The following is a 12,891-nucleotide window of genomic DNA, read 5'->3' as shown; positions in this document are numbered from 1 at the left end:
CGTGCCCGAGGACGAGAAGAACCCGGCCCGGCAGATCATCACCGACTACGCGCAGGACCACTTCCGGTACTTCCGCACCCCCGAAGGCACCGTCTACGCGCAGAAGAACGGCCACCCCGTAGCCCGCCCCATCCGCTCCCAGGGCACGACAGGCAGCCACCGCCAGGAACTCATGGTCGGTCTCTTCCGGGACGGGTTCGGCGTGTTCAACGGCACCGCGTTGAAGGAGGCGTTGGACTTGATCGAAGCGCTCGCCCTCAGCCAGGACGTACAGGCCACCCACATCCGGGTCGCCCCGGGATTCGACGGCGCGACCTGGCTCGACCTGGGCCGCGACGACGGCCAGTCCGTCCGCATCCACCCCACCGGCTGGGACATCCTGATCCCCGACCCGCGCGAGGTCTCCTGGAGGCGCACTCAGCTCACCGGAGAACTCCCCCTCCCCGAGAAGAACACCGAGGGCAAGGGCATCGACCGGCTGCTCAGGTTGTGCAACTACGCCAGCGCCGAGAGCGAGTGCCTGGCCATCGCCTGGGTGATCGGCTGCCTGGAGCCGTCCGTACCCGTCCCCGCACCGTTCCTCACTGGCCCCCAGGGCGCTGGCAAGTCGACCGGCGGGCGGATGCTGGTGCGGATCATCGAGGGCATGAAGGGTGACCTGCGTCGGGCGCCAAAGGACGAGGAGAACCTGATCACGGCCGTGGCCGCCGGTTGGGTCACCGCGCTGGACAACCTCTCGCACTTGCCGCCGGACCTGTCGGACCTGATGTGCTGCATCGTTACTGGGGCCGAGAGCGTCAAGCGCGCTCTGTTCAGTGACGGGGATGTCTACCTCTCCCGCTACCGCCGCCCGCTGCTGCTGACCGGCATCGACGTGGGCGTCATCCGCCCCGACCTCGCCGAACGGCTCCTTCCCCTGCGCCTGGAACGGCCCCGGGTACGACGGACCGAAGCGGAGCTGTGGGCGGAGTACACGGAGGTCCTGCCGGTCATCCTCGGCTCCTTCCTCGACCTCACCGTCCAGGTCCGTGCCACGCAGGCCGACATCCCCGCCGACCTGCGCATGGCCGACTTCGCCCACCTGTGCGCCCAGCTCGACACGGCCACCGGCCTAGGAGCGCTGAGCGCCTACCGGGCCGCCCTGGACGAACTCAACGACGACGTCATCGAAGGCGACCTCCTCGCACAGACCGTCCTCAAGCACGCCGCCGGCCTCGAACCGGGCACCGAAGTCAAGATGACCTCCACCGAGTGGCTGCACGCTCTCACCCAGCTCTACACCGGAGACGACTTCCGCACGTTGCCCAAGGGCTGGCCCACTACCGGCAAGGTCTTCTCCGATCGCCTCAAGCGCCTCCAGCCCACCCTTGCCGCCCGCGGCGTCCTCGTCGACTGGGGCCGCACCAAAACCGCCCGCTACATCGAGATGACCCGCCCGGCAGCCCCACCGCCCGGCCAGCAGGAGGCAGCGTTCTAACCCGCGCCGCCGCGACCGGCTGGGTACAGGCAAGAGGAGCACCCGTCCCCCGGCCGGTGCGTGCTCCTCTTGTTGTTCCGGCGGCTTGCCGCCGCTGCAGGAGACGTGCCGCGCAGCGGCTCCTTCTTCACGCTCGAAGACGCACCGCAACACAACAGCAACCCCTCTTTTTTCCTAAGAGAAGAGATGCTGCGTCACCTACGTCATTGCTTGCCTCCAAACGGCCCGTGACCTGCCGGTAGGCCGGTGACGCAGACGACCAACGGCTGCGTCATCACGCGTCACCCACGTCACCGGGCTGCGTCACCCCGGTGACGATGACGCAGCCCGGTGACACACAGAACACCCGCTACGTCACCGAAAGCCGCAGGTCAGACCGGTAAGTGACACAGCTGACGCGGTGACGCAGAAATCCCCACCTCGGACACACACGGACCCCGCTGGAGAGCACCGTGGCCGATCAACACGACCCCCGCGCCACGCTGCGCGGCGGACTCCCCGACCGCTACCTCACCCCCGACGACATCGCCGAACTCTTCGACGTTCCGCTGGAGACCGTCTACCAATGGCGCAAGAAGCGCACCGGGCCACCCGGGTTCCGGATCGGCAAGCACGTTCGGTACGACCCCGCCGAGGTCTACGCGTGGATCGCTGAACAGAAGCGGGCGGACCTCAGCCAGGCCGCCTGAGCCCCACCACAACCGCCGAGGGCGGGCCCAACCGGGCCCGCCCTCTCTTCGTACGCCCGGAAAGGCACACCACGTGGCAGGCCACATCCAAGACCGCTGGTACAAGACCGAGCCCGACGCCAACGGCAAGCCCGTCCGCATCAAGACCGACCGGTACGGCACCGGCCTGCGCTACCGCGCCCGGTACATCGGCCCCGACGGCACTGAGAAGAGCAAGTCCTTCCGCGACCGCGAGAAGCGCCTCGCGGACCAGTGGCTCGCCCAGGTCGAGGCGGACATGGCTCGCGGCCAGTACGTCGACCCGCGTGCCGGCCGCATCACGTTCAAGCAGTTTGCCGAGAAGTGGGTGTCCAAGCTGACCTCGGACGAGGTCAGCCGTACGGCGGTCGAGTCGCGGCTCCGCCTACACGCGTACCCCCACATCGGCTCCCGCCCGCTCGGATCCTTCCAGCCTGCGCACATTCGCGACTGGCTCGGCGAGTTGGCCGCGGCATCCCTGTCCGCGAACTACCGGCGGGCGATCTTCGAGAATGCGTCCTCGGTCCTGAACGCGGCGGTGGACGACGGGATCCTCCGGCAGAACCCGTGCCGAGCCACGTCGGTCAAGTCGCCTCAGGCAGTGCCCTCCCGGGTCAAGCCCTGGACGACGGAGCAACTCTTCGGGGTGCGAGCCGGACTGCCGGCGCGCTACCGCGCAATGGCCGACCTCGGGAGCGGCTGCGGGCTGCGGCAGGGCGAGATCTTCGGGCTGCCCGTTGACGAAGTCGGCTTCCTCACGGGCTGGCTGCATGTCGGCTTCCAGGTCAAGCGTGTACACGGGACGCTCGTCTTCGCTCCGCCGAAGCGCGGGAAGGTCCGTGACGTTCCCCTGCCCAAGACCGTCGCGCACGCACTCACGGAGCACATGCGCCGTTTCCCTCCGGCCAAGGTCACCCTGCCGTGGCTGACGCCGGATGGGCCCCCGTTGACCAAGACGCTCCTGTTCACGAGCACGACGGGCAACGCGGTGTGGCGGAGCGCATTCAACGACCAGACCTGGAAGCCCGCCCTCGCGGCCGCCGGCATCATCCCCGAGCCGGAGAAGGGCAAGCGGTACGCATCGGCGCGCGAGCACGGGATGCACGCCCTGAGGCACTTCTACGCCTCGGTCCTCCTGGACGCCGGGGAGAGCATCAAGGCGCTCAGCACCTACCTCGGGCACAGCGACCCCGGGTTCACCCTGAAGGTCTACACGCACCTCATGCCGAGCAGCGAGGGGCGGACCCGGAAGGCGGTCGACAGCGTCCTCAAGGGGCCCGGTGAGGCAGACGACGGCCCACAGACGGCCCAGGCGGCTTGAGACGGCCCCCCGCTCACGGTTCCGCCGCAGGTGGGGGGCGGTTTTCCGGGTTCCGGTGGCCAGTAACACCCCATCTTGCCTGACGTCCATCCCTCGGGGGAAACCCGTTCGGCCCCGAGACCACCCGACCGAGGTCGGTGAAACCGCCCCGAGGCCTTGTGCCGCACGGCAGGATGCCATCGACGGGGGCGCGGCCGGGGGCTGCGGCCGAGGTGGGGGACGTGGGGACGTATGGACAGCGGACTGATCGCGCTCGGGGCCGCCGTGGTCGGCGTGGCCGGAACTTTGCTGGCGACGGTGCTTTCGCAGCGGATGCTGGCGCGGGTGCAGGCGGCGCAGTTCGATCGGGAGCAGCAGGTGGAGCGCACGCGGTGGCTGCGGGAACAGGAGCTGGCGGAGCTGGCCCGGCGGCGCGAGTGCTACGCGGCGGCGAACGCCGCGTACCGGCGCTACCGGATCGGCCTCATGTCCTTCCTGTGGCTCGTCCACAGGTCGCAGGTCACCCCGGAGGAGCGGGCCGTGCTGGAGGAGGTCCGCAACGTCCATCACACCGTCTTCGCGGAGGCCCAGATGATCGCCTCCGAGGCCGTACTCGCCCAGCTGGACATCATGACGCGGGGCATGGCGGGGGCCTACGCCCGCACGATGCGGCTGGCGGAGGGCTCCCCGCACCCGGACGGCTCCTTCGAGGAGATCCACACCCGTCTCACCGAGCTCACGACGCGCGCCGACGTCATGCGCGGCGTGATGCGGACCGATCTGGGCGTGGACGCCGCTCCGGTGACGGGCCCGCCCTCCCCGCCCGCCGTGCCGCCGAGTCCGTGACGCCCGCCCGCCGGGGCGGGGCGGGGCGGCGGTTCCGGCGGGGGTGGCCGGGCCGGGGTGGCGCGCCTCAGCGCGGGCGGTAGACGGTGAGGGCGTCCGGGATCTCTTCGAGGACCAGGGCCTCGGGGGCCCGGGCGTACTCGCCGTCGTAGGCGAGCGGGGTGCCGGCCGGGATGTCGCTCACGCGCAGGCTGCGCAGCCGGGTGGCCACGTGGACCGGGGAACGGGTCAGCGGGCCCGCGAAGGCGGCGGCGAGGAGGCGGGGGCCGGGGCGGCCGCCGCCGTGGACGAGCCGGACGTCGAGGAGGCCCTCGCCCAGGCTCTTGCGGTAGCGGGGCGCCGGGCCGGTGCCCTGGTAGGTGCCGTTGCCCGCGAAGAGCAGCCAGACGCTGCGCGGCTTCCCGGCGAGCTTGAGCCGTACCGGTCGCTCCGCGCGCAGCACCCGCCAGGCCGCCAGGAGCGCGGCGGGGCCGCCGCCGATCCGGGGGGCCCAGCGGAGCCGGGTGCCGAGCAGCTCGGGGTAGGCCCCGATGCTGAAGTTGTTCAGGAAGTACCCGGCCCTGGTGTCCTCGGGGTCCGGGCCGGGGCCCGGGGTGAAGCGGCCGACGCCGATGTGGACGGCGTGGCCGGCCGCCACGGCCCGGCAGGTGTCCTCGATCCCGGCGAGGCCGAGGTCGAGCGCGAAGTGGTTGAGCGTGCCGCCCGGGAACACCGCCAGGGGGATCCCGGCGCGCAGTGCGGCGGTGGCGGCGGCGTTTATGGTGCCGTCGCCGCCGCACACGCCGAGCACGGTGGCCCGCTCGGCGGCCGCGGCCAGCTCCTCGGTGAGTTCCGGCCCCTGGCACTCGACGAGCTCGGCCTTCGGCAGCCGCTCCCGCAGCAGTACGTCGAGCCCCGTCGTGGCGGCCGTGCCCGACCCGGTGTTGACCACCACCGTGAGCCCGGACCCGTCGGGCAGCGCGGGCGCCCCCACGGCTGCCCGCTCGTCGCCGGGCACGATCCGGGCCACCTCGGCGTCCCGGGTGAGCCGGCGGACGACGAACCCGGCCGCCACCCCCAGCGCGGCGCCCGCGGCCACATCCGAGGGGTAGTGGACGCCGGTGTAGACCCGTGAGAACGCCACGGAGGCGGCGACCGGGGCCAGTACGGCGCCCCAGAGCGGGGACTCCAGCGCCACTCCGGCGGTGAAGGCGAACGCGGACGCGGCGTGCCCCGAGGGGAACGAGGTGGTACGCGGCTGCGTGGCGAGCTGCCGCGTGGCGGGCACCCCGTCCAGCACCGGGCGGGGCCTGCGTACGGACCACTTGCCGACGGTGTTGATGGTCGCGGAGGCCAGCGCCAGCGACGCGGCCCCGCGCACGGCCGCCTTGCGGGCCCCGGCCGAACCGAGGACGGCGATCCCGACGGCGGCGCCGCCCCAGAGCAGCCCGTGGTTCGCGGCCCGCCCGAGCCGCGGCAGCACCCGGTCGGCCCCCGGCCAGTGCCGCCGGGCCACCACGTCGAACAGCCAGCGGTCCCCTCGTGCGACCGCGCCCCGCCAGGTCAGCTCTTGATCAGACATCCCTTGCCTCTACCCGAACCCCCGGATCCGAACCAGGCCCCGGGCAGGAGCCCGGGTCCGTGCTCGTGCCCTACTCCGGATCCGCCGACCGCTGCGGGCCGGGTCCGTCCTCCAGGGGGCGCTTGCGCAGGAGGAGGACGACCAGGCCGCCCAGGACGACCAGGCCCACCGCCAGGGAGGCGATCACCGGGGTGGCCGCCGAGCTGCCGCTGGCGGCGAGCCGTTCCTCCGAGGTGTCCGCATCCGAGGTCGCAGCAGACTCCGACAGCGTGCCCAGGGTCCCCAGCGCGGCCGTCGCCCCGCTCTGCGCCACTGCGTCGACCGGCTGGGCGGCGGGGAGCAACGGCCACTGCGCCGTCGCCGTGGCCACCGTGGCGGACTGGCTGGAGCCGGCCACGATCTGGACCTGCGCCGGGACCCCGCTGGTGAAGACCCGGCCGACCGGCACCCGGGTGGACCCGCGGAGGATGACCTCGGCGCTGCCGTCCGGGGTCCCCTGCGGCACCTCGAAGAACAGCTTCGCGCCGTTGACGGCGGAGGTGACCGGCAGCCCCCGGGCGTCCACCACGCGCACCCCCATGGCCAGGGCCGCCGCGTCCGGGGTCACGCTCACGCTCTGCGCGCCCGTCCGCACGGTGACCGGCCCGATCCGGGTGCCCAGTGGCCCCGACACCTCACCGGGATCCACCGCGAGCGACGCCGGCGGTTCGGGCAGCCGCCGCGACTCCCGCTGGAGGTAGTCGGCCAGCTTCTCCGCCTCCGGGTCGACGGCCTCCACCCGTACGCCCTCGGCCAGCCGCCAGATGGCCACCTGGGTCCCGGCCGCGGCGCTCTCCGCGGTGAGCGCCACCGCTCCGGCCGCCTTGGCGAGCCCGGCCAGATCGTTCAGCTGGGGGTAGGAGTGCTCCAGCACCCAGCGGATCCGGCCCGCCTCGCCGTTCGCGGCGAGCGGCGTGCCGGTCCATCCGGCCTCCGTGAACCGGGCCTGGGGCTGCGCGTCGCCCGTGACGCCGACTCCGTACGTCTGGAGCATGCCGCCGCCGTCGACCCGCATCTCGTACAGCCCGGCCGGGATCTGCCGCACGGTTCCGTCCGTGCCGTGCAGGACGGCCTGTCCGTAGGTCTTCAGCCCGTCCAGGACGGCGCTCGCTCCCTCCGGCGTCCGGGGCGCGGCCGGGCCGGCGTCGGCGGCCGCCACCGCACCCGGGGCCCCGGCCAGCGCGGCGGCGAGCAGGGCCAGCGCGATCGGCCGCCGTACGGAGCCCCGTATGGCCGCGGCGACCGTGGTGCGCGTCGCCGGTGCGCCGCAGGCCTGACCGGCAGCGGGAACGGGAACACCGCCCGGAGCGCCGACAGGGGCAACGCCAACGACGGCGACAGGAACGGAGGGTGCGGGAACGGCAATCGACACAGTCTTCCCCTTCGGGCCGAAGGCCCAGGTGCCCGTGAGTACCGGGGAATCCTAGCCTCCTCGAACACTCAGACCACCGCCGCCTTCTGAGTGCCCATCAGCGGCACGTCCGTCCTGACCACCCGCCGGAAGGCGGCCGTGCCGCGGTTCAGGTCGTGCCCGATGGCCGTCGCGTCGATGTTCGCCGAGAACCACCGGTTGCCCTCCCCGTCGGGCGGGTCCTCCCGCACCCGCAGCCTTCCGTGGACCACGAGCGGTTCACCGACGGAGACGGATCCGGCGAGGTTCACGGCGAGGCCCCGCCGGGCCCACACCGTGTAGAAGCTCGTGGGCGCGTCCGCCCAGGTCTCCTTCTTCCGGTCGTAGTACCTCGGGGTGACCGCGAAGCGGAACCGGGCCGCCGGTCCGCTCGCCGTGTCCTTGTAGTCGATCTGCGTCGCCACGTAGCCCACCAGCGTCACCTGGGTGTCGTTCATCCCGGCCGCCCTTCCGGGGCCCGGCGGCGCGCTCGACCACGCACCGCCCCGACCCGCGTTCCGTACCCGTCCGGACCATCCGCACGAGGTACGACCATGCTGGCCCGGGCCGCCGGAACCCGCTGGAGCCTGTGGACTACTGACGGCTTGTGGACAACTTCGCCACCGTCGCGTACTGCTCGCGCACCTCCCGGTAGCGCAGCAGCTCGGCCGCCACCGGCTCCAGTACCCGGGCCCGCCCGCAGCCGGCCGCGGCCTGCCGCAGCCGCCGCTCCGCGTCCTGCCCGTAGCGCCGTGCCGGACCCCGGGCCCCGATCGAACAGGCCCATTCCACCAGCGGTCCGCCGATGATTCCGGCCACCATCAGCAGGACCGGCGGCATCAGGCGCGGCTCCAGGACCCCGACGATCTGCCCGACCAGCCACAGCCCGCCGAAGATCTGGAGCAGCGTCATGGCCGCCTGCGCCAGCACCGCCGCCGGCCACCACGAGGGGCGCGGCGGACGGGCGCTGGGCACCGCGACCGCCGGCCCGAGGGTCACGGCGATCTCGTCCAGCGCCTGGGGCAGCCCTTCGGCGCCGCGGACCGCGGTCTCCCGTACGGCCTGCGCCCAGGGATCGGGCAGGCCCCGTACCGCCTCGTCGGCGACGGTCCGTACGGCCTGTTCCACCCGCTGGCGGGCCGTCACCTCCTCCTCGACCGGCGGCTCGGAGGCCACCGGGGAACGCCCGAGCGCCGCCAGGGCGGCGAGTCCGGCCAGCGAGCGCGGTGAGCGCCGGCTCTCGTACCACCGCCACAGGCGCAGCCACGGGGTGCCGCAGGCCTTTCCGGCGTTGCGCCGCCAGGCCCGCTCGGCGGCGAGCCCGGCCGCGTACGCCCCGACCGCTTCGGCGAGCCGGTCCTCGAACTCGGCGCGCGCGGTCTCCCCGATCTCCGGCCCGGCGTGGCCGTCGGCCACGTAGAGCGGCCGCAGGCGGGCGGCGGCCCTGTCGACATCGGCGGAGATGCGGCGGGTCGCGGCGCCCTTCTCCTGGGTGAACTGTCCGAGCATCTCGCGCAGTTCCCCGACGCCTTCACCCGTAAGGGCGGAAAGTCCGATGACGGTGGCTCCGGGCTCGCCGTGCTCGCCGAGCGCGATCCCGTCGTCGTCGAGGAGCCGGCGCAGGTCGTCCAGGACGAGATCGGCGGATTCCCCGGGCAGCCGGTCCACCTGGTTCAGCACGACGAAGGTCACCTCGGCGTGCCCGGCCAGGGGGCGCAGGTACCGCTCGTGCAGGACGGCGTCCGCGTACTTCTCCGGATCCACCACCCACACCACCGCGTCGACCAGGGCCAGGACCCGGTCCACGTGGTCGCGGTGGGCTCCGACGGCCGAGTCCAGGTCGGGCAGGTCGACGAGGACCATGCCGCGCAGCACCTCGGCCTCCGAGGTCTCCCGGGGGCGGCGGCGCAGCCGTCCCGGGATCTCCAGACGGTCCAGCAGTCCCGCGGCGCCGTCGGACCAGCTGCACGCGATGGGTGCGGCGGTCGTCGGCCTGCGCAGCCCGGTCTCGGAGATCTGCACTCCGGCGAGCGAGTTGAAGAGCGTGGACTTGCCGCTTCCGGTGGCTCCGGCGATGGCGACGACGGTGTGCTGCGCCGACAGCCCGCGACGCGCGGCCGCCTCGTCGAGGACGCGTCCGGCTTCGGCGAGGGTCTTTCCGTCGAGGATCCTGGTCCGGGACAGCCCGATGAGCTGGCGCAGCGCGTCGAGGCGGACGCGCAGGGCCTGCGCCTCGGGGCTGAGCGGGGGCGCGGGGGCCTTGCCGCCGTCGCTTCCGGCGCCGGAAACCGCCCGTACGAGTGCTTCGTCGCCCTCCTCGTCACCGCTCGCGGGCCAGTCGTCCTCGCTGGTCCGGGGGCGCGAGCGGGCGATCAGTCCGTCGTCCCAGCGGTCGTCGGTGCGGTCGGTCAGGGCGGTCACCGCGTCACCTCTCCTTCTGCAGTACGGACAGCGCGGCGATCAGCTCGGCCTGGGGTTCGGGACTCACTTCGAGCGCTTCGATCGGGGCGAGCCGGCGGTCACGTTCGGCGCGCAGCACCTGGTCGAGGTGTTCGGCGACGAGCTCGCCGCCGCGGTCTCGCAGGCGTACGGCGGCCTGTACTCCGATCCGTTCGGCGAGCTTCTCCCCGGCCGGCCGGGCCCGCTTGCCGCCGAGGAGGGCCGCGACGAGCAGGGCGGCGACCCCGTCGGGGTCGGGCGCGGGCTGCTTGTCGAGCCGCGCGACCTCTTCCTCGGCGAGTTCCTCCAGCACGCGCCGCCAGCGGCGTACGGCCATGCCGATACGTTCCGCCGCCTCGCGGTCGGGGGCGGGCAGGGACACGGCGCCGGCGGCGGGCTCGCGCCGCCAGGCCTCCGCGATGCGTTCGTCGGCGGCGGCGACGGCGCACTGGAGCAGCGCCGCGAGGGATTCCGCGAGGGAGTCGAGCAGTTCGTCGGCGCTGGTGTCGAGCGGGTAGCCGCGCCAGCGGGTCAGCGCGTCCCCGGCGAGTACGGCGCCCCGGTCCAGGCGGCCCCGGACCCGCTTGCCCTCCCGCTTGTAGGCGTCCTCGACGGCGAAGGTCAGCCGTACGGCGGCGGCGTGCTGCGCCGCGACGGCCGACGCGAGCTCCGGCATCCGGCGCCCGAGGGAGTCGAGCGCGCCGAGCGCGGTGCGCCCGACGGCGTACTGGCGGGCGGCCGGGTCCTGCGCGTGGTGCGCGAGCCAGGCGAACAGCGGGGCCACGGCGCTGGCGGGCAGCAGCCCGCCCCCGCCGGCGGATTCGGGCAGCTCGGGAACCGTGAACCGGGGCACCTCGCCCAGCCCGGCCCGCGTGAGCAGGGCCCCGTACTGACGGGAGACCTCGGCGAGCACCTGGTGCGGGACCCGGTCGAGGACGGTCACGAGGGTGGCCTTGTACTGCTTGGCGGTGCGCAGCAGGTGCCAGGGCACGGCATCCGCGTACCGCGAGGCGGTGGTGACCATCACCCAGACGTCCGCGGCGCAGATGAGCTGGGCGGCGAGCGTGCGGTTGTCGACCACGAGGGAGTCGATGTCGGGGGCGTCGAGGATCGCGAGGCCGCGGGGCAGGGTGGAGACGGTCTCGATCCGCACCTCGCGGGTGGCGGGCGGGTACCCGTGCCCGTGGTGGCCGCCCGGCCGGTGGGGCCTGCGGGCGGACGCGGGGGTGTCCTCGTCGTCCTGGGGTGCCCAGACCCGCATCAGATCGGGCAGTACCCGCACTCCGGCGAACCAGTGGTGGTCATCCGGATGGCAGACGAGGACGGGGGTGCGCGTCGTGGGCCGGAGCACGCCGGCTTCACTCACTTGGCGCCCCACGAGGGAGTTGACGAGGGTGGACTTACCGGCCCCGGTGGACCCGCCGACGACGGCGAGCAGCGGCGCCTCCGGCGCCTTCAGCCGGGGTACGAGATAGTCGTCGAGCTGCGCGAGCAGCTCCGCTCTGGTCTGGCGGGCGCGAGGGGCGCCGGGCAGGGGCAGCGGCAGACGCACGGACGCGACCCGGTCGCGCAGGGCGGACAGGGCATCGAGCAGCTGAGGCCGAACATCCAAGGTCACCACATGCGAAGAATGCCCAATTTAGGAGCATTTTTGAAGCTTATACGTCCTCTGCGCGCCGAGCGCTACTCCAGCGGCACATCCCGGACACAGCGGACGAGTGGGGCGCAGGCATAACGAGTGCACAACACCCGGGGCGCCACGACGCAAAAGCGGTGCGAGAATCGCACCTGCCTGCGATTATCGGGACCGCTTCACCGAACCTCCACATCGTGGCACGCGAGTGAAGCAACCGGGACAAGGCAACCGGAGCCCTATCCTTGACCCGGCACGGACCAAAGCCCCACCCCCGCCCAGGGGCTCCAGGCCACCACGGCCACCTTCCGGCCCCCGTAGCTCAGTGGATAGAGCAGGTGCCTTCTAAGCACTTGGCCGCAGGTTCGAGTCCTGCCGGGGGCACTTCTTCCGCACCACCCCGAAGCCCTCCCCCGCGGAGGGCTTTCGTGCAGGTCAGGGCACTTTAGCGCCGATGCCGTAGCGGTGGCGTAAGCCCGGCGGTCAGCCGAAGGGGCCGCGACGGGCCGGCGGGAGGCCGGGCACGGGGACGAACTCGTCCTCCGCCGCCCCGCTGTCCTGGCGCAGGGCCGACATGACCATCAGCTGGGGGTCCTGGAGCAGTAGTCGCCCGTGGAGCGCCCGCAAGGCCCGGCCCGGCTCCACGCCGAGCTCCTGGACCACACGGGCGCGCTGGACTCCGTACACCGTCAGCGCCTCGTTGCCGCGGTCCGAGCGGTAGAGCGCGAGCATCAGCAGCCACAGGAAGCGCTCCCGCAGCGGGTACTTGTCCACCGCGTAGTACAGGTACGGAACGGCGTTGCGGTGCCTGCCCAGCTCCAGTTCCAGCTCGGCGCGCACCTCCATGTCCGCGAGGAAACGCTCCTGGCGGTAGAGCCGTTCACGGTCGAGCATGGGGCCCTCAAGGCCTTCCGCGAGCGGACCCGTGGACATCGTGCGCGCCTTTTCCAGCAGCGCGACCGCCTGCGGGATCTCCCCCTTGCGCGCGGCGGCGATGCCGGCGGACGCCAGGCGTTCGTACGCGTACAGGTCCACTTCGGAGTCGCCGATGTCCATCCGGTAGCCGCCGGCGGACCACTCCAGGACGACCCCCCGGGCGTCCCCCTTGCCGCCTTTACCGACCCTGCCGTCCTTGCCGTCTTTGCCGCCCTTGCCGTCCTTGCCGTCCTTGCCGACCTCCTCGGACGACAGCAGGCCGCGCAGGCCCGAGACGGACTTCTGGATCAGGTTCTTCGCGTAGGCCGGGTGGTCCTCCCCCCAGAGGGCCTCGATCAGCTGATCGACACCGGTCTCCAGGCCCGGCCTGAGCAACAGCACCGCCAGCAGGGCCCGTTGTTTGGGCGGACCCAGCTCCAGCACCTTCGTTCCCCGACTGGTCTGGAGCGGTCCGAGCAGGCGGAACCGCAGTCCCGACGAGCATCCGTCGCCCTCTTCGAAGCCGCGCTCGCGCAGCAATACACCAGACATTTCCGCTCCCCCGAGTAAAGCCTTCGCAAGGC

Annotated in this window: 10 protein-coding genes and 1 tRNA gene; 5 read left to right on the top strand and 6 right to left on the bottom strand. The window is 72.8% G+C overall.

Annotation, left to right across the window (positions count from 1 at the left end; genetic code table 11):
• The first annotated feature begins 1 nt into the window (after position 1).
• The 4 genes from OHA37_RS25145 (at position 2) to OHA37_RS25130 (ending at position 4,330) form a co-directional block, all read left to right on the top strand.
• Positions 2-1,477: an ATP-binding protein gene (locus tag OHA37_RS25145; protein WP_266908741.1), complete on the top strand. Its 1,476-nt coding sequence runs from the start codon at positions 2-4 to the stop codon at positions 1,475-1,477.
• A gap of 452 nt (positions 1,478-1,929) precedes the next feature.
• Positions 1,930-2,166, top strand: coding sequence for a helix-turn-helix transcriptional regulator (locus OHA37_RS25140; RefSeq protein WP_266908739.1), 237 nt, complete (start codon positions 1,930-1,932; stop codon positions 2,164-2,166).
• Positions 2,167-2,239: 73 nt separating this feature from the next.
• Entirely contained in the window at positions 2,240-3,505 is a 1,266-nt protein-coding gene (locus OHA37_RS25135) for a tyrosine-type recombinase/integrase (RefSeq protein WP_266908737.1), read from the top strand.
• Positions 3,506-3,736: 231 nt separating this feature from the next.
• Complete coding sequence (locus OHA37_RS25130; RefSeq protein ID WP_266908735.1) at positions 3,737-4,330, top strand: hypothetical protein; 594 nt, start codon at positions 3,737-3,739, stop codon at positions 4,328-4,330.
• A 67-nt stretch (positions 4,331-4,397) separates the two neighbouring features.
• Here OHA37_RS25130 and OHA37_RS25125 read toward each other — a convergent pair whose 3' ends face one another.
• The 5 genes from OHA37_RS25125 to OHA37_RS25105 all read right to left on the bottom strand — a co-directional run bounded on the left by OHA37_RS25125 (position 4,398) and on the right by OHA37_RS25105 (position 11,371).
• Positions 4,398-5,891 (bottom strand): bifunctional phosphatase PAP2/diacylglycerol kinase family protein, encoded by a 1,494-nt coding sequence (locus OHA37_RS25125; RefSeq protein WP_266908733.1) that lies wholly within the window; start codon positions 5,889-5,891, stop codon positions 4,398-4,400.
• A 70-nt stretch (positions 5,892-5,961) separates the two neighbouring features.
• Positions 5,962-7,302, bottom strand: a complete 1,341-nt coding sequence (locus tag OHA37_RS25120; protein WP_266908731.1) for a thioester domain-containing protein — start codon at positions 7,300-7,302, stop codon at positions 5,962-5,964.
• Positions 7,303-7,370: 68 nt separating this feature from the next.
• Positions 7,371-7,778 carry a single-stranded DNA-binding protein gene (locus tag OHA37_RS25115; RefSeq protein WP_243334947.1) on the bottom strand — a complete coding sequence of 136 codons (408 nt, stop codon included), beginning with the start codon at positions 7,776-7,778 and terminating at the stop codon, positions 7,371-7,373.
• A gap of 136 nt (positions 7,779-7,914) precedes the next feature.
• Positions 7,915-9,741 carry a GTPase gene (locus tag OHA37_RS25110; protein WP_266908725.1) on the bottom strand — a complete coding sequence of 609 codons (1,827 nt, stop codon included), beginning with the start codon at positions 9,739-9,741 and terminating at the stop codon, positions 7,915-7,917.
• Positions 9,742-9,745: 4 nt separating this feature from the next.
• Complete coding sequence (locus OHA37_RS25105; protein WP_266908723.1) at positions 9,746-11,371, bottom strand: dynamin family protein; 1,626 nt, start codon at positions 11,369-11,371, stop codon at positions 9,746-9,748.
• A 332-nt stretch (positions 11,372-11,703) separates the two neighbouring features.
• Between OHA37_RS25105 and OHA37_RS25100 the strand changes: the two genes are divergently transcribed.
• Positions 11,704-11,776, top strand: a tRNA-Arg gene (locus tag OHA37_RS25100).
• Positions 11,777-11,875: 99 nt separating this feature from the next.
• Here OHA37_RS25100 and OHA37_RS25095 read toward each other — a convergent pair.
• A complete protein-coding gene (locus tag OHA37_RS25095) occupies positions 11,876-12,859 on the bottom strand; it encodes an AfsR/SARP family transcriptional regulator (RefSeq protein WP_266908721.1) in 984 nt (327 codons plus the stop codon).
• Positions 12,860-12,891 lie beyond the last annotated feature (32 nt).

This window comes from Streptomyces sp. NBC_00335 (assembly GCF_036127095.1).
Taxonomy (GTDB): domain Bacteria; phylum Actinomycetota; class Actinomycetes; order Streptomycetales; family Streptomycetaceae; genus Streptomyces.
Note: the sequence above shows the minus strand (reverse complement) of the source record. Positions and strands in the feature narration are given on the sequence as shown.